This window comes from Psychromonas sp. Urea-02u-13 (genome assembly GCF_002835995.1).
Lineage (GTDB): Bacteria > Pseudomonadota > Gammaproteobacteria > Enterobacterales > Psychromonadaceae > Psychromonas.
In genome coordinates this window covers 24,317-40,746 of sequence record NZ_PJBZ01000071.1, presented here as the reverse complement: position 1 = coordinate 40,746, position 16,430 = coordinate 24,317, and the positions used below count along the sequence as shown (strand labels likewise).

At 40.7% G+C, this 16,430-nt stretch carries 11 protein-coding genes; 8 read left to right on the top strand and 3 right to left on the bottom strand.

The genetic code is table 11. From position 1 onward, the window contains the following. Window positions 1-306: 306 nt before the first annotated feature. Window positions 307-1,671: an AmpG family muropeptide MFS transporter gene (locus tag CXF74_RS14265; protein ID WP_198552863.1), complete on the bottom strand. Its 1,365-nt coding sequence runs from the start codon at window positions 1,669-1,671 to the stop codon at window positions 307-309. 79 nt (window positions 1,672-1,750) lie between these two features. Further along, window positions 1,751-2,860, bottom strand: coding sequence for a ribonuclease D (gene rnd / locus CXF74_RS14260; protein ID WP_101083203.1), 1,110 nt, complete (start codon window positions 2,858-2,860; stop codon window positions 1,751-1,753). 330 nt (window positions 2,861-3,190) lie between these two features. Between rnd and leuC the strand changes: the two genes are divergently transcribed. The 8 genes from leuC (at window position 3,191) to CXF74_RS14215 (ending at window position 15,173) form a co-directional block, all read left to right on the top strand. Further along, complete coding sequence (gene leuC, locus CXF74_RS14255) at window positions 3,191-4,588, top strand: 3-isopropylmalate dehydratase large subunit (RefSeq protein WP_101083202.1); 1,398 nt, start codon at window positions 3,191-3,193, stop codon at window positions 4,586-4,588. A 10-nt stretch (window positions 4,589-4,598) separates the two neighbouring features. Then, window positions 4,599-5,219: a 3-isopropylmalate dehydratase small subunit gene (gene leuD, locus CXF74_RS14250; RefSeq protein WP_101083201.1), complete on the top strand. Its 621-nt coding sequence runs from the start codon at window positions 4,599-4,601 to the stop codon at window positions 5,217-5,219. A gap of 270 nt (window positions 5,220-5,489) precedes the next feature. Further along, window positions 5,490-7,019 (top strand): alpha-isopropylmalate synthase regulatory domain-containing protein, encoded by a 1,530-nt coding sequence (locus CXF74_RS14245; RefSeq protein WP_101083200.1) that lies wholly within the window; start codon window positions 5,490-5,492, stop codon window positions 7,017-7,019. 14 nt (window positions 7,020-7,033) lie between these two features. Then, entirely contained in the window at window positions 7,034-7,465 is a 432-nt protein-coding gene (locus CXF74_RS14240) for a DUF3010 family protein (RefSeq protein WP_101083199.1), read from the top strand. Window positions 7,466-8,737: 1,272 nt separating this feature from the next. Continuing rightward, a complete protein-coding gene (locus tag CXF74_RS14230) occupies window positions 8,738-10,825 on the top strand; it encodes an MFS transporter (RefSeq protein WP_101083198.1) in 2,088 nt (695 codons plus the stop codon). Between the two features lie 424 nt (window positions 10,826-11,249). After that, on the top strand, window positions 11,250-12,350 hold the full coding sequence (locus CXF74_RS14225) for a Fic family protein (protein ID WP_101083197.1): 1,101 nt from the start codon (window positions 11,250-11,252) through the stop codon (window positions 12,348-12,350). A 122-nt stretch (window positions 12,351-12,472) separates the two neighbouring features. Continuing rightward, complete coding sequence (locus tag CXF74_RS14220) at window positions 12,473-13,570, top strand: YcjF family protein (RefSeq protein WP_101083196.1); 1,098 nt, start codon at window positions 12,473-12,475, stop codon at window positions 13,568-13,570. Further along, window positions 13,557-15,173, top strand: coding sequence for a GTPase family protein (locus tag CXF74_RS14215; protein WP_101083195.1), 1,617 nt, complete (start codon window positions 13,557-13,559; stop codon window positions 15,171-15,173). Before CXF74_RS14220 ends, CXF74_RS14215 begins: the two co-directional genes overlap by 14 nt. 657 nt (window positions 15,174-15,830) lie before the next feature. On the opposite strand, the gene CXF74_RS14210 is transcribed toward CXF74_RS14215, so the two are convergent. Next, window positions 15,831-16,298, bottom strand: coding sequence for a CYTH domain-containing protein (locus CXF74_RS14210; protein ID WP_101083194.1), 468 nt, complete (start codon window positions 16,296-16,298; stop codon window positions 15,831-15,833). Window positions 16,299-16,430 lie beyond the last annotated feature (132 nt).

Here is a 16,430-nt window from a genome sequence, read left to right as displayed (position 1 = left end):
GTCATCCTCGAAGTGTTTTATCGAGGATCTGCTTTGTGATGCTACGTCTAAGAAAACAAGCAGGACTGAAGTCCTACATCCGAATAATAGGTCACATTCCTTGGGGGTATAACGCTGAGCCGTCATCCTCGAAGTGTTTTATCGAGGATCTGCTTTGTGATGCTACGTCTAAGAAAACAAGTAGGGCTGACTAAATAACAGGTCACATTCCTTGGGGGTAAGCCTTCAGGCTTGCATCTGTTACTAACTGCACAAACCAAGCAGGACTGAAGTCCTACCTCCGAACAACGCGCCACATGCCTATGGTTATTTTTCTATCTTTTCGGCTTCTATTACTTTTTTCAACACCATAATTAATGCCAGTACGGGAACACCGATTAAGGCTGAACCAACAAAAAAGTTAACATAACCAAAACTGTCTACGTAAACGCCAGAAAATCCGGCGATAAACTTAGGAAATAACAACATCATCGAACTAAACAATGCATATTGTGTTGCTGAAAATTCGATATTGGTTAATTTTGAGATGTAAGTAATAAACGCAGTGGTGGCAATACCCGCACTGATATTATCCATTGAAATGATGACGGTCAGTAACATTAGATCTTTACCAACAAAGGCCAGTACGGCAAAAATTAGGTTAGTGATCACAACCAAAAACGCGCCTAAAAACAGAATAGAATAAGTGCTATAACGGGTTAATAAAATACCGCCTAATCCAGCACCTAACAGTGTCATTATCACGCCAAACACTTTTGAAATAGCAGCTACTTCGCCTTTGGTATAACCCATATCAACATAGAAAGGGTTCGCCATAATGCCCATGACAATATCAGAAATACGGTAAGTAGCTATTAACAATAATATCAGTAGGGCATGTTTACCATAGCGTTGGAAGAAGTCACTAAAGGGCGCCACAACTGCGATATCAAGCCAAGCGAGAAAGCGCGCTACAAATCGAGGTAGGTGCTGATGTTTAAGGTTATTTTCAATCTGGTTTTGTTTTTCACGTTGTTTATCTTGGTATTCAGGCTCATGACAAATGAACGTGGTTAAAATACCCACTCCCATGCAAGCCGCCATTACAAAATAAGAGATTGACCAAGCGCTTAATTGATAAGCATCACTGGGGCTTGCCCAAGCCGCAATAGCTAATGAACCTGCACCAGCCATGATCATCGCAAGGCGATAACCTGTCATATAAGCGGCAGCCATAGCCGCTTGAAACTTCTCGGGTGCTGACTCAATACGATAAGCATCAATAACGATATCTTGCGTTGCCGAGCTATAGGCCACAATCAATGCGCAGACCGCAAAGAGCGTGAGATTAACCTGTGGATCACTCATTGCCATGCCAATCAAAGATAATACAATCGCAATTTGTGAGAGCAATAACCAACTACGGCGTCGACCTAACCATTTGGTCAATAAAGGAATTGATAACCGGTCAACAAAAGGGGCCCAAATCCACTTAAAGGCATAGGCCAGTGCTATCCAACTAAAAAATCCGATGCTTGCTCGACTTACTCCCGCTTCACGTAACCAGAAAGACAGAGTAGAAAAAACGAGCAGAATAGGTAAACCTGCAGAAAAACCAAGAAAAAATAGAATAGCGACACGTTTTTCGAGATAGATTTTACAGCTTTGTAACCAAGATTGAGTTTGTGGCATCGGTATTGGCTCTTTATCGGAAGGAAATAAATGCGGGGTGAGTATAAAGGCAGAGAGCTTGCTCTGCCTTTACCTGACGTTAATGTTTAAATTGGTGACCCACTAACTCGAAACGCCATCCGGTTAACAGTTTTGGTTTATCAGCGGTTTCACGTTGTTCATCGTTTAACTTCCATAACCAACTTAAATACTCATTGATAACACGCTTTGACGCGATAAGCTCAATCGGTAATTCATATTTGTCAGCACAGGCTTGAATCACTTCACGCATGGATTTTAATGTTTTCTTATAAGCCGGAAAATCAACTAAACGAGAAATAAGCGCAGGGTAGGTTTCTGGATCTTGTTTTTCTACCGCCTCTATAATCGCTAAAATCGCCGGCCCATGAATACGTATTTCATTAGCAGGCAGGTTTAAACGGCGTAGGTCTTCTTTTGTGCTTGGACGGTAATGCGCTAATAGCCAAATATTGTCAGCGTGTACCACAAAATTTAATGCCAAATCACGCGTTTTTGCTGTGTGTAATCGCCATTTAGCAAGTTTTTGAATAACAGCAACACCTTGTCTATCAAGTTTAAATAGATTGTTCAGTGATTTGTAAGCGTTGTTAGGATCTTGTTTTTTCATTTTAAGATCTAACGTGGTTTGACATTCAACTTGGAAAAAATCAAACATCTTTTTCTCAACTAACTGTTCAGTTAGCTTTTCTAAACAGGGCGTTAAATGTAATACATCAGCGGCCGCGTAATTAACTTGTTTTTCACTTAGCGGGCGTTTGCACCAGTCCGTGCGAGATTCACCTTTATCAACGACAACACCTTCAAGTGTTTCTACCATCTTGGCATAACCCAGTGACGCACCTAAATTGAGAAATGCACAGGCGATTTGAGTATCGAAAAGCGTGAAGTTAAGATCACGTTTATGCTGGCGGATAATTTCTAGGTCTTCACTGCTGGCATGCAGAATTAAGTCTTTATTATCGAGAGCACGCCAAAAGTCGGATAAGTCAGGCACCGAAATTGGATCAATAAGCGTTATCTTGCCATTTTGAGAAAGCTGTAAAAGCCCCAATTTTGCAACAAAAGTGCGCGTACGGACAAACTCAGTATCAAGGCAGATGGGCGTATTATCGAGCGATGCAAGAAAATCATTAAGTTGTACTTGTGTGGTAATCATCTCGAATTGCATTACTGCTCCAAGGAAAAAGATAAATAAAGTTTAATATTACGGAATTATTAAAAAATCATCCATTTTTATTATGCTTTTATCATCAGGTCAGTGTAAATAACCAACAAATCGTTCAAAGAATAACTTATAGCAAGGAGTTATAGGGAAATATGGGTGAATACAGGGGGATTTTTGAGCCGCTATCTTGTGAGATTGTCGCCTTTCAATTAGAATATCTCTTTTTGTAGCCTCTAAACAAGCCTGTTTGATAGTGATTATCACTTAGTTTCTATTATATTCAATGGATTGTCTAGCAATAAGTTAAATGCATATAGCATGGTAAGGAAAACAATGACTAAAACTATGTATGAAAAAATCTGGGATGCGAACTTAGTTCACGAGCCAGAATCAGGATCACCTCTTCTGTTTGTTGACAGACACCTAATGCACGAAGTAACAAGCCCACAAGCTTTTGAAGGTTTACGCCTTGAAAATCGTAAAGTGCGTAACGTACACAGCATTCTAGGTACTATTGATCACTGTGTTCCTACCAAAGATCGTCACAATATTGTTGATGCTATTGCAAAAAAACAAGTTGAAACAATGACGTCTAACTGTGACGAAAACGACATTAACCTTTTTGGTATGGACAGCGACCAAAACGGTGTTATCCATATCATCGTACCTGAGCATGGTTTTGTTCATCCGGGTATGGTTGTTTGTTGTGGTGATAGCCATACAGCAACACACGGTGCATTTGGTGCATTAGCGTTTGGTATCGGTACTTCTGAAGTTGAACACATCATGGCAACTCAGACGTTACAACAGAAAAAAGCAAAAACAATGCTGGTTAAAGTTGAAGGTAAATTACCTGAATACTCAACAGCAAAAGATATCGCATTAGCAATCATCGGTGTAACCGGTACTGCGGGTGGTACAGGTTTCGTAATGGAATTTGCAGGTAGCGCGATTACTGATTTGTCTATGGAAGCACGTATGACGCTTTGTAACATGGCAATCGAAGCAGGCGCACGTGCAGGTCTTGTTGCACCTGACCAAGTGACTTACGATTACCTTGAAGGACGTGAGTTCTCTCCAAAAGGCGATCACTGGGCACAAGCGATTACTTACTGGGAATCAATGAAGTCTGATGAAGGCGCAGTGTTTGATGAAACAATCACACTACGTGCTGAAGACATCGCTCCACAGGTTTCTTGGGGTACATCTCCAGAACAAGTTATCTCAGTAACAGGTACTGTTCCAGCGCCATCTGATTTCACTAACGAAGTGAAAGCACAAGCATGTACTAATGCGCTTAAATACATGGACATTAAAGCAGGCCAAAAAATTACTGATATCCATATCGATATCGTATTTGTTGGTTCTTGTACAAATGGTCGTATCGAAGATTTCCGCGCAACGGCTGACATCATCAAAGGCAAAAAAGTAGCTGAAGGTGTTCAAGCGATTGCTGTACCGGGTTCTTTCCCAGTTAAAGTACAAGCAGAAAAAGAAGGATTAGATAAAATCTTCCTTGATGCGGGTTGGGAATGGCGTGATCCAGGTTGTTCAATGTGTCTAGCAATGAACGGCGATGAATTAAAAGACGGTCAACGTAGTGCATCTACTTCAAACCGTAACTTCGAAGGTCGTCAAGGTAAAGGTGGGCGTACTCATCTTGTTTCTCCTGCTATGGCCGGTGCTGCTTCAATTGCAGGCCACTTCGTTGATATCCGTGATTGGAAATAGGAACTAGATAATGCAACCATATATTAAACATACAAGTATCGCGGCCCTAATGGACCGTAGTAACGTTGATACTGACCAAATCATTCCTAAAAACTTTATGAAAAAAGTTGAACGTACTGGTTTTGGTATTAACTTATTCCATAACTGGCGTTTCCTTGCGGATAACATCACACCTAATCCAGCGTTTGAATTAAACAAACCGGCTTTCCAAGGCGCTAAAATTTTAGTTGCTGGCGAAAACTTTGGTTGTGGTTCATCACGTGAGCATGCGCCATGGGCAATTGCTGATTACGGTTTCAATACCATTATTTCAACTAGCTTTGCTGATATCTTCCACAGTAACTGTTTCAAAAACTCAATCTTACCGATTGTAGTGACTGCTGAACAGCTTGCGTCATTAATGGCTGAAATTGCTGCTAATGAAGGTGTTGAATTTACGATTGATTTACCTGAGCAAAAAGTAACAACGCCAGGTGGCATCGTAATTAACTTTGATGTTGATGCATTCCGTAAAGAATCATTAATTGACGGTCTTGATGATATCGCGTGGACATTAAAGCACGTAGATAAAATCACAGCATACGAAGAAGCTAACAAGAAGAAATTGCCTTGGTTATGGCCTAACGCTTAAGTTAACCTGTTAGGTCGTTGTCATTTCGACCAATGTCTACGTTGAAAGTGCTCGTTTAAAATACTAAACTGCGCGCTTTCGCCTTGACCTTAATCAAAATGACTTAGCCCTAAAAGGCTAACGAGAAAGGCGCATTTTTTGCGCCTTTTTTATCAATAGAATTTATTGCACTGTTTTTATTATTGGAAACCGAGTTTTAAGGCGTCAAAATAAACAGCGCAATAGGTTTTTAGCAAACCACTTTTAGTCCGAAATGAATGGAGAAAGACAATGAGCGATCAACAATTAACTGTTGAATTAATGGATACAACGCTACGTGACGGTGAACAAACTCAAGGTGTTTCATTTTCTCCTGCAGAAAAAGTCAGTATTGCTAAAGCATTATTACAAAAATTAAAAGTCGATCGTATTGAAGTGGCGTCAGCACGTGTTTCCGATGGCGAAAAAGTCGCAGTTGGGCAACTCAATGCCTGGGCAACCAAAGAAGGCTTAGTTGATCGCATTGAAGTATTAGGTTTTGTGGATCATAAACGTAGTGTGGATTGGATTGTTGAAGCCGGTGGTAAAGTATTAAACCTACTCACTAAAGGCAGCTTAAAACATTGTAGCGAACAGCTTAAAAAAACATTAGATGAGCATCTTGTTGAAGTAAAACAGACAATCAACTATGCACAAGCACAAGGTTTAAGTGTCAATATCTACCTTGAAGATTGGTCTAATGGTTACAAAGACAGCCCAGAGTACGTTTACGACATGGTCACTAAACTACTAGATTCAGGCATTAATCACTTCATGTTGCCAGATACGCTAGGTGTAATGTCGCCACAGGAAGTATTTGATAGTTTAAGTGATATGATTAAACGTTTTCCTGGGTTAAAATTCGATTTCCACGGTCATAATGACTATGGTCTTGCCACTGCGAATGCAATGTATGCTGTTAAAGCAGGCGTATCGTCTATTCATTGTACAATTAACTGTTTAGGTGAACGTGCTGGTAACGCATCATTAGCGGAAGTGGCAGTGGTGTTACAAGATAAATTAAATGTTGCCGTAAATATCGACGAAAAAGAAATTCATACATTAAGTCAATTAGTGGAAAGTTTTTCAGGTAAACGTTGTGCAGACAATACACCCATTGTTGGCGCCGATGTATTTACCCAAACCAGTGGTATTCATGCCGATGGTGATAAGAAAGGTGGGTTATACATCTCCGCATTAACACCTGAACGTTTTGCGCGTTTACGTAGTTATGCACTAGGTAAAATGAGCGGTAAAGCATCACTGGCTAAAAATCTAGAAGCGATGGATATCGACCTTGATGCCGAGCAACAGAAAAAATTATTACAACGTATCGTGCGTTTAGGTGATCAAAAGGCGACAATTAGTGCCGATGATCTGCCGTTTATTATTGCAGACCTGTTAGAGCGCAATGAATATAACTACGTAGAGCTGTTAAACTGCTCGATTAATTCAGGTTTAGAGTTAGAATCAACGGTCAGTATTCGTGTCCGTATTAACGATACGATTTATAAAACCAGTGGCAGCGGTAATGGTGGTTTTGACGCCTTTATCGGTGCGATGAAAAAAGTATTAGATAAAGAGCAGTTTATTTTTCCTGAACTTATCGACTATCAATTACGTATACCACCAGGTGGTAAAACAAACGCATTAACCGAGTGTATCGTGACATGGCTTGATAACAATGAGCAAATCACAACACGTGGTGTTAATGCAAACCAAGTATTAGCGGGTATTGGTGCAACCATCCGCATGATTAATTTAAAAATGCACACGAAATAGAAAAGGGTAATAAAATGAGAGTATGTGGCGTAGAACTAATTGGTAATGAAGCCGTTATCGCAATTATGCAGTTAAAAGATGGTTTATATGATGTGCCAGTAGTACGCGCAAATAAATTCAGCTTAGTGGATGCAATCAATACAGTTCCACTGAAGAAATTTCAGTCTGACTTTAAACAGTTAATGACAGATTACAAAGTTGAAACTGTTGTGATTAAACAACGCGAAATGAAAGGTAAATTTGCAGCTAGCCCACTAAGTTTTAAAATAGAAGGCGCGCTACAATTATTAAACGATCTTGAAGTACATGTAATTTCATCTGCATACATCAAAGAAGGGTTGTCTAAAGCGCAAAACACACCTTCTGCAGTTGAATTAGGTCTTAAAAAATTCCAAGAGCAAGCAATGTTGACTGCATTTGGTTATTTAGAACAACAATCTTCGTAAGATTATTTTATCGCCTGCTTAGGTGATGAATATAAAAAGGGCTTTCAATTGAAAGCCCTTTTTTTTAATCTTTTTTTGCTAACCCTGCGTGGTTTCGGAGGTAGGACTTCAGTCCTGCTTGTTTTCGGAGGTAGGACTTCAGTCCTGCTTGTTTTCGGAGGTAGGACTTCAGTCCTGCATGGTTTCGGAAGTGGGACTTCAGTCCTGCATGGTTTCGGAGGTAGGACTTCAGTCCTGCATGGTTTCGGAGGTAGGACTTCAGTCCTGCTTGTTTTCGGAGGTAGGACTTCAGTCCTGCATGGTTCCGGAAGTAGGACTTCAGTCCTGCGTGTTTTCGGAAGTGGGACTTCAGTCCTGCGTGTTTTCGGAGGTGGGACTTCAGTCCTGCGTGTTTTCGGAGGTAGGACTTCAGTCCTGCATGTTTTCGGAGGTGGGACTTCAGTCCTGCATGGTTCCGGAAGTGGGACTTCAGTCCTGCATGTTTTCGGAGGTAGGACTTCAGTCCTGCATGTTTTCGGAGGTGGGACTTCAGTCCTGCATGGTTCCGGAAGTGGGACTTCAGTCCTGCATGTTTTCGGAGGTGGGACTTTAGTCCTGCATGGTTTCGGAGGTAGGACTTCAGTCCTGCATGGTTTCGGAGGTAGGACTTCAGTCCTGCTTGTTTTCGGAGGTGGGACTTCAGTCCTGCATGGTTTCGGAGGTGGGACTTCAGTCCTGCATGGTTTCGGAGGTGGGACTTCAGTCCTGCATGGTTTCGGAGGTGGGACTTCAGTCCTGTATGTTTTCGGATGTGGGACTTCAGTCCTGCGTGTTTTCGGAGGTGGGACTTCAGTCCTGCGTTTCTTCATTTATATAAATAGACGGGACTTCACCTGTATTATTTAGACCCGTTTGCCCTGCGAATGCACAGCAATTGACTTCAATTTTACAAGCGCTAATTGTTAACGATCATTCACGTCCATTCCTGATTACAGCGTCACACAACGCATGTTATTAAAGCCACGCTGGCAGGTTTGGTGTTTCTTTTTCTCGTATCTAAGCTACGTTTATTCATTAACCAAACATATTACAGACATTGAGATCACAGATTTTAATCTCAATGAAACGCGTTGTAATGAAAGGTTTATCTGAGTGATAGAATAAGTCGGTAGTTATTTTCACTCGTAGAATAATTCTAGATTCAATTCATGATCCATTTCCTCTATCTTGAAAGAGCAGAGCGTTAGCCATTTTTCGTATAGATAAACCTTGCAAAGAGTAGAGGATATCACTGTGATACTTGCTATCAGACCTTTCTTACTATTATTAATCAGCTGTTTCTTGTTAATGACAGGGTATGGATTGAGCAATATTTTATTGCCGGTGCGCATGCAAAATGATGGCGTTAGCATCGATAATATCGGTCTAGTGTTATCACTGTTATCAGTGGGATTTCTGATCGGTGCAATCTATAGCCGTAAGTTATTACAAGGCGTTGGCCATATCAGAATATTTGCGATGTGTGGCAGTTTAACCTCCGTCGCTATCTTATTGTCTGGTCTTTATCCTGATCCTATCGTGCTTGGCATCATGAGAATCATTACCGGGTTTTGCATGGCCTGCGCAAATGCAACGCTTGATAGCTGGTTAAGTTATAGCGCCACTGAAAAAAATAGAGGAAGAATACTGTCTATTAACCAGATGGTATTGATGAGCGCGTTATTTTGCGGACAGTTTCTATTCAGTGTTGCGCCCGTGGAAGGCATTACCCTCTTTGTCTTATCGGGCATTCTCTTTAGCCTAGCGATCACGCCGATTGTTATCGGTAAACATCAAGCGCCACAAATTGAAGATAGCCAAGCGATGTCACTATTCGCTATCGTAAAGTTATCGCCACTGGGGGTGGTAAGCTGTTTTTATTGTGGCCTGCTGTATACCGGTTTATTGAATATGCTGCCACTTTTTGCTAATGACAATGGCATCAAAGATCTGGATTTATCGATCTTTATGGGTTCCGCCATTTTTGGTGCGATAGTCTTACAGTTCCCCATTGCTTATCTCTCAGATAATTTTGATCGCCGTAAAATCATGTTAGTCATGATATCAACCATCATTTTAGTCTCGCTGTTTATTCCCATGCTTATCAGCCTCGAAATGTTTAATTTAACGCTGTTTGCTATCGCTATCATCACAGGAATGGCCGCCTGTCTTTATCCTATGAGCATGTCTGAAACCTTTGATCATGTATTAAGAGAACAAATTTTATCGGCCATGTCGTCGCTATTAGTTATCTATGCATTAGGCAGTATTTTGGGGCCTTATGTTGCCTCAGTGGTGATGAGCCACTTTGGCAGTAGCGCGTTATTTACATTTATAATGATCACTGCCAGTACCTTGTTTATCTTCATTATTATTCGTATGCAACAAAGTGATGCGCTACCTTACGATGAGCAAGAAAACTTTGTGATGCAAACCCCATCAGGTGTGGTTTCTGAGCTAGATCCACGTACCGATTACACCGAGCCCGCATTCCAACCAACAGCAGAAATTGAAGTCGCAATTAGTTTGGCGACTAAAAACCCTTCTGCAGCGGTTAATATGGCCAGTGCATTAGCCCAGGAAGACCCAACAAACGCATCAAATTTAGCCGCTGCATTAAGTACCATAGATGAAATAAATATAGGTCAATTGTATTCAGCAATTACCGCGGTAGCCCCAGAAATGACCATCGATATTGCAGAAGCACTAACCAACGCATCACCAGAGCAAGCGGAAGAGTTAGTGGGTTGGATAACCGCAGAAGACCCCGATAAATCCACCGATATCATCGTCGCTATCGCCAACTCCATGCCAGACAACGGTATACGAATGATGGAAGTCGCCGCTGAAAACATGTCCGAAGACTCTGACTGTTCAGAAGGCCTATTAGAAATGACAGAACAATATATGACTGATTTTTCTGACGCGTTAGAGGAAATGCGTCCAGTGGATCGTAATGCCGCTGAATCAGAGCAAACGGCCACCGAGTTATATAACCGCCTAAGCAACGTTTCACCTGAACACTCTGCTGAATTAGCATTAACCGTTTCCGAAGCCTTACCAGAGTCTTCTAATGTGATTGCAGAAGCTTACCTACAGAACTTAGTGGAAAATGAACATAATCAAGATTGTACTGCTGACGCCGTAGAGAATATTGAAAATGCAGTCAATGATTACATCTCTCAGGTGGTAGAAAACATTCCTGAATACGCCGTTGATATCGCCAGTACTATTGTTGATTTTGTACCCGATGTCGCATCCGACATGGTGGAATTATTACAGGATTCAGACGCAGTGAAAGTCGATGACTTAAGTGTCTCTATTGATGATAAACCACAATAAAGTTGCTAGATAAAATGGGGGGAAGTCGCATGAGGGGATGGATGAAATCATGTAGCTTGATCAAGCGAACTGAATAATCATAATCTACTTTAAAGCAGAGTCGAGAGTAGAAAATGTGATTAAACAAGAGAACAGAACCCCAAAAAATCACCCTCACAAAGTCACTCTTTACATTGAAAACATGAAGAAATCGTTAAAAATCGAAGTGACTCTTTATCTTTTATTTTCCATCATACCTGAGTCGTTGGTCGCTTTTAATTTATATAAAAGCATCATTAAATGCTATATGTGATTGAATTTTACTCAATACTTAATAAATGAGGCGATTAACCCTCCTATTCGCCTCATTTGTTGAGTAGAATAAGGTTTCTATTTGCCTCATCGGCAATTTTTATCTATCTGCCCTTGAGAATCGGAGACTATTATGTGGATTTGGAATGAAGCAAATTGGCCAAACTTTACTTGGCAAAGCGAGCTAATAAATCCATTGCTTAGAAAGGTGCAATTAAACCAAGGCAGACTCCTTGGCAAAATGGAGACGGCAGAGACTGATCCTAAAAGCATTGAACTAGATACGTTACTGGCGAACATTTTAAACTCTAGTGCGATTGAAGGTGAGCAGCTGAATGCTTTTTCTGTGCGTTCATCACTTGCAAATAAGTTGGGGGTTTCAGAGTCACATCAATATCCAACTTCTGCCAGTTCTGATGGCATTGCAACCATGATGGTTGATGCCATTCATGATTTAGATTCACCGTTAACGCTTGAAAGAATATATCAGTGGCATCACTGGTTATTTGCTAAACCTGAGCCGACCTATAACAACATTCGTATCGGCATGTTACGAGGTAATGAGCCTATGAAGGTTGTTTCTGGACGATTAGACAGGCCGACAGTTCACTTTGAAGGTCCACCACGAGAAATATTAGAGAATGAATTAAAGCAATTTATTGATTGGTTTAATGAAAGTAGAAATGACTCGATAATGGATCCATTGGTGAGGGCTGCAATTTGTCATTTATGGTTTGTTACTTTGCATCCACTTGATGATGGCAATGGCCGTATAACACGTGCATTAACCGATCTGGCTTTGGCTCAAGGTGAAAAATACAGCATTCGCTTGTATGCGATGTCAGTGAGTATTTTAAAGCAACGAAAATCATACTATGAAATATTGGAACAAAGCCAAAAAGCGACAACAGATATTACTGCGTTCATTGTTTGGTTTTTAAATACATTAAATATAACGATTTCAGATGTATTAGATGAAATGGAACAAACAATAAAGAAAACGCGTTTCTGGAATATTAATAGAGATGTGAAGTTAACCGAAGAGCATAAAAAGGTATTAAATCGCTTACTAGAGGGTGATTTTGAGCTCGGTATAAATGCAAGCCAATATCAGAAAGTAGCAAAAGTAAGTCGTGCGACAGCAACACGTCATTTGGCATTCTTGGTTGAAAGTGGCTGCTTAGATAAAACAGCTGCTGGCGGACGAAGTACACGCTACGTGATTTGTAAGTGAAGTTCTATTTCAAAATGTCATGATCGTTTTCGAAGATTGCCTTCCTAATGAGCAAGTGATTGAAGTGACTGAGTTAATTTTTGATAGTACGAGCGTTATATTAAAGAAGAGAATCATCATCTATGTTTGAGCAAATAAAAGAATTCATCAATCCAAGTAAAAATCCGGATTTAACCCAAGCACATGAGTTTCAGCGACAACATTTACCTACGTTATGGTTATTGGGTAAAACGGGGGCAGGGAAGTCATCTTTCATTCAGGCGGTGACAGGGCTTTCATCGGTTGAAGTGGGTAATGGTTTTGAGCCATGCACAATGACAGCGCAAGCTTATGAATTTCCTCAAGACAAACCTGTGATGCGTTTTTTAGATACACGGGGATTAGGTGAAGCGGATTACAATCCGGCGCAAGACCTCAAAGAGATTGGTGAATCGGGCAATGCCATTGTGGTTGTCATGAAAGCGGATGAACCTGAGCAGAGCGCCGTATTAAAGGCCTTAAAACAGATCAAAAAGAACAAGCAGATTAAACACCTGTTACTTATTCATAGTGCCGTGCTGCTTTCTGAGGTGAATGAGCGAGCACGCCAAGTCGCTTTTAATGAAAACCAAGTATATGAAGTGTGGGGTAAAGACCTTCAATCTGTGAGTGTCGATTTTGAACAAGACGATGGCAGGGTTTATAACTACGATCTATTACTCAGCGAGTTAACCAATATTCTCCCTGTGATTAATTTGCTGGTGGAAGACAAAGAACACGCAACAGTCGAAAGTGAGAACTTCGATAAAATGCAAAACGAAGTGCTCTGGTATGCGGGCAGTGCTTCTGCAAGTGATCTTATTCCCGGTGTTGGCCTAGTTTCTGTTCCTGCTATTCAAGCAAAAATGCTACATGGGCTAGCCAATCAATATGGCGTAGAGTGGAATAAACGAACGTTCAGCGAGTTAATTGGCACGCTAGGCAGCGGTTTTGCATTGCAATATTCAGTCAAACTAGGGGCAAGACAACTTATCAAACTGATCCCTGTTTACGGTCAAACCGTGGGTGCGGTTACGGCTGCAGCAATGAGTTTTGGCACTACCTACGGCTTAGGGCGAACAGCTTGTTATTACTTTTACCATAAGAGCAAAGGTGAAGCCGTATCGGATCAAGCAATGCAAGAATTATACAAAAACTCCCTTAAAAAAGGTAAGGCGGCTTCGGGTTATGAAAAAAATTAAAAATCTATTTTTACTGTTATCGGAGCTATCTGGCGGTCGTTGGGCAATCGCCGTTATCTCTGCATTATTTCCTATCATGATCATGATGGGCTTTGGTGTATTTCTGGCGATTAAGTACGGGTATGTGTTAGAGCTTTCTATTTTAATTGCTGCCAGTACGCTTATTATCAGCGTGCCATTGTATTTATTAGGGCGAGCTTCAAAGTCTAATAAGCCAAAAATTACATCAGCCCCAAGTGAGATCATTGAAGATGGATTGGTTAAAGCGTCAACTGACTGGTCACAAAATGAAATGCTGATTTGGGAAAAATCAAAAACACATTCACGCACATTAATAATTGATAAAAGCGAATGGAATCAAATTAATGAAGTTGGTTTAGCGATGATGGAATTTGTCGCGACAGAGTTTGACAAAAAGGCCTTAGACTTTTCAATTCCAGAGGGATTACAGCTTTTTGAAGAGATAAGCCGACGTTATAAACTGGTTGTCAAAGAATACATTCCTATTGTCGATATCTTGAAAATCTCCCACTTAAAAGCGGGTTACGATGCATTTGATAAGTATGGCGAGTTAGGGCAGAAACTGATTAAAGCAGCTGTTTGGGCGAATCATGCCAAAAACGCTTATATGAACCCTGCCAAGTTAGCGATTGATTTAGTCAATCAGCAATCCACCTCAGGCATGACCAAAGGTTTTGTTGACGAGATGCAACTCAACGCAAAACAAGCGTTACTTGATGAAATCGTTTCGGTAGCGATTGATTTATACAGTGGCCGTTTTAGCTTTGAAGAAAGCGAAGTAACAGAATCGAGCGTGGCCGAAAAAGACGAACAAAGAATCGCACCTGAATTAGAGCCGATACGCATCGTGATGGTGGGCCAAACAAGTGCCGGTAAGTCTTCCATTATCAACGTATTAAAAGAAGATCTGGTGGCAGAGGTGGATGTATTACCCTCAACAGACGGAACCACGGTTTATAACGCTCAACTCGATGACATGGATATTCGAGTGGTTGATTTGCAAGGTTTAGACGGCAATCAAAAAACAGAACAAAGCATGCTGTCAGAAATGACACAGGCAGATTTAATTGTGTGGGTTCTAAAAGCAAATCAATCAGCACGAGAGCTCGATAAAACACTGAATGCTAAGTTCAATGACTATTACCAAAACGGCAGTAACATTTCGCGTAAGAAACCCGCCGTCATCTGTGTTGTTAACCAAGTTGATAAGCTAAAACCGATTAACGAATGGACGCCACCTTACAACCTTGATGAACCAACCACGGCGAAAGGAAAAATCATCAATCAGGCGTTGGCGTATAATCAAAAGCTATTGATGCCAGATAGTATATTAGCCTTGTCGATTGCACCGCAACAAAACAGCTTTGGTGTTGACGAGCTTAAACAAACGATTCGTCATGAAATTGCCAATGCCAATAATGTGCAAAGAAATCGACAACGTATGGAAGTTGCCGAGAAAGGTGTCGGTATCAAAAAACAGCTAGGACGCGCCTTCAAGAGCAGTAAGAGAATCGCACCAAGCGCATTAAAAATGGCAACGCCTTCACTGATTAAAATGGCCATTAAGAAAGTGGTTAAGTAGCCTCATATTAGGTGCTAGGTAATACTAGTTTGTAAATTCAAAAGAAATTAACCACGAAGGCACGATGAAAAAGAAGGCTAAAGATAAAATTATATTTTTTGTTATTGGTTTCTTCGTGTTCTCTGTGTAACGAAGTGGCTTCGTGGTCATATTTTCCAATTGGTAAATTTTTTGAAGTGCGGGGCATGTGTTTTATCGCTAACTACAGCTCATAAATGGAGGTTTAAACAAGGTTTGTGTCAATTATGGACTTTTTCTTTAAAATTAAACCTGAAAAGGTCAATTTTGATTGGTTGTGGTTGTGGTTGGCTATCGGTGGTGTTAATTAAGACTGCTTTTAATGTTTTGATTTTATAGAACAATAATTACACGTTAAGTATTATATGTGTTTGTATTTTCATCAATTTTCATAAAATGAGGCAATTAACCACCTTATTCGCCTCATTTTATGAGTCGAATAAGGTTTCTATTTGCCTCATCGACAGCATCGGAAATGGGGGCTGCTCTAAAGTTTTGATTGAGGTGGCTTACTTACGGCTTTCTGTGTGTTCAATACTTGTAAATAAGCGTTGGAATTCTGTCATTGATATTCATTAGTGCATCGTTAATATAGCCCACCTTCGTTAGTCCACTATTAACTTCCTCGCCACGAATCACTTACCAATTTTTATAGGGATTTTTAACTAGCATCGAGTTGTAATATTTAGCCTGACCCGTCACTTGTTCGCCTAACCATGTAGGTATTGAGAAGGCTTCATCTTCACTTGATAATTCAACTTCAGCGACGATTAACCCTTGGTTGTCACCATAAAACTCATCGACTTCAAAAGTATGCTGACCGCAGGGGACTAAATAACGCGTTTTGTCGATAACACCGGCTTCACATATTGCGAGCAATGCTAACGCTTCTTCTTTGGGAATCTTTTTCTCCCATTCAAAGCGCGAGGTACCACTTTCACTGCTAATGCCCTTAACAGTTAAAAAGCCTTGTTCACCATTGAGTCGAACTCGCACCGTGCGTTCAGGAGCTGAGTTCAAGTAACCTTGGACAATACGAGTTTCACTCGCAACCTCGTTTTTAAAGCTGTCATTTTTAATTAAAAACTTACGTTCAATTTCTTGCATAGTTTATCCAGGGTTAGTTAAGTGCGTACTGGCATCAGTTTACTGTTGGCATAATGTGCTTTATTTGTGTTTTGTATTTCTATGTTGAACAGGGAGAACACACACCTTAAATACGCATTTTAAATGAGTTAT

What these genes read in the sequence shown, in the direction of transcription:
- CXF74_RS14265 (WP_198552863.1), bottom strand. Translation starts at nt 1,671, where the DNA reads ATGCCACAAACTCAATCTTGGTTACAAAGCTGTAAAATCTATCTCGAA.
- rnd (WP_101083203.1), bottom strand. Translation starts at nt 2,860, where the DNA reads ATGCAATTCGAGATGATTACCACACAAGTACAACTTAATGATTTTCTT.
- leuC (WP_101083202.1), top strand. Translation starts at nt 3,191, where the DNA reads ATGACTAAAACTATGTATGAAAAAATCTGGGATGCGAACTTAGTTCAC.
- leuD (WP_101083201.1), top strand. Translation starts at nt 4,599, where the DNA reads ATGCAACCATATATTAAACATACAAGTATCGCGGCCCTAATGGACCGT.
- CXF74_RS14245 (WP_101083200.1), top strand. Translation starts at nt 5,490, where the DNA reads ATGAGCGATCAACAATTAACTGTTGAATTAATGGATACAACGCTACGT.
- CXF74_RS14240 (WP_101083199.1), top strand. Translation starts at nt 7,034, where the DNA reads ATGAGAGTATGTGGCGTAGAACTAATTGGTAATGAAGCCGTTATCGCA.
- CXF74_RS14225 (WP_101083197.1), top strand. Translation starts at nt 11,250, where the DNA reads ATGTGGATTTGGAATGAAGCAAATTGGCCAAACTTTACTTGGCAAAGC.
- CXF74_RS14220 (WP_101083196.1), top strand. Translation starts at nt 12,473, where the DNA reads ATGTTTGAGCAAATAAAAGAATTCATCAATCCAAGTAAAAATCCGGAT.
- CXF74_RS14215 (WP_101083195.1), top strand. Translation starts at nt 13,557, where the DNA reads ATGAAAAAAATTAAAAATCTATTTTTACTGTTATCGGAGCTATCTGGC.
- CXF74_RS14210 (WP_101083194.1), bottom strand. Translation starts at nt 16,298, where the DNA reads ATGCAAGAAATTGAACGTAAGTTTTTAATTAAAAATGACAGCTTTAAA.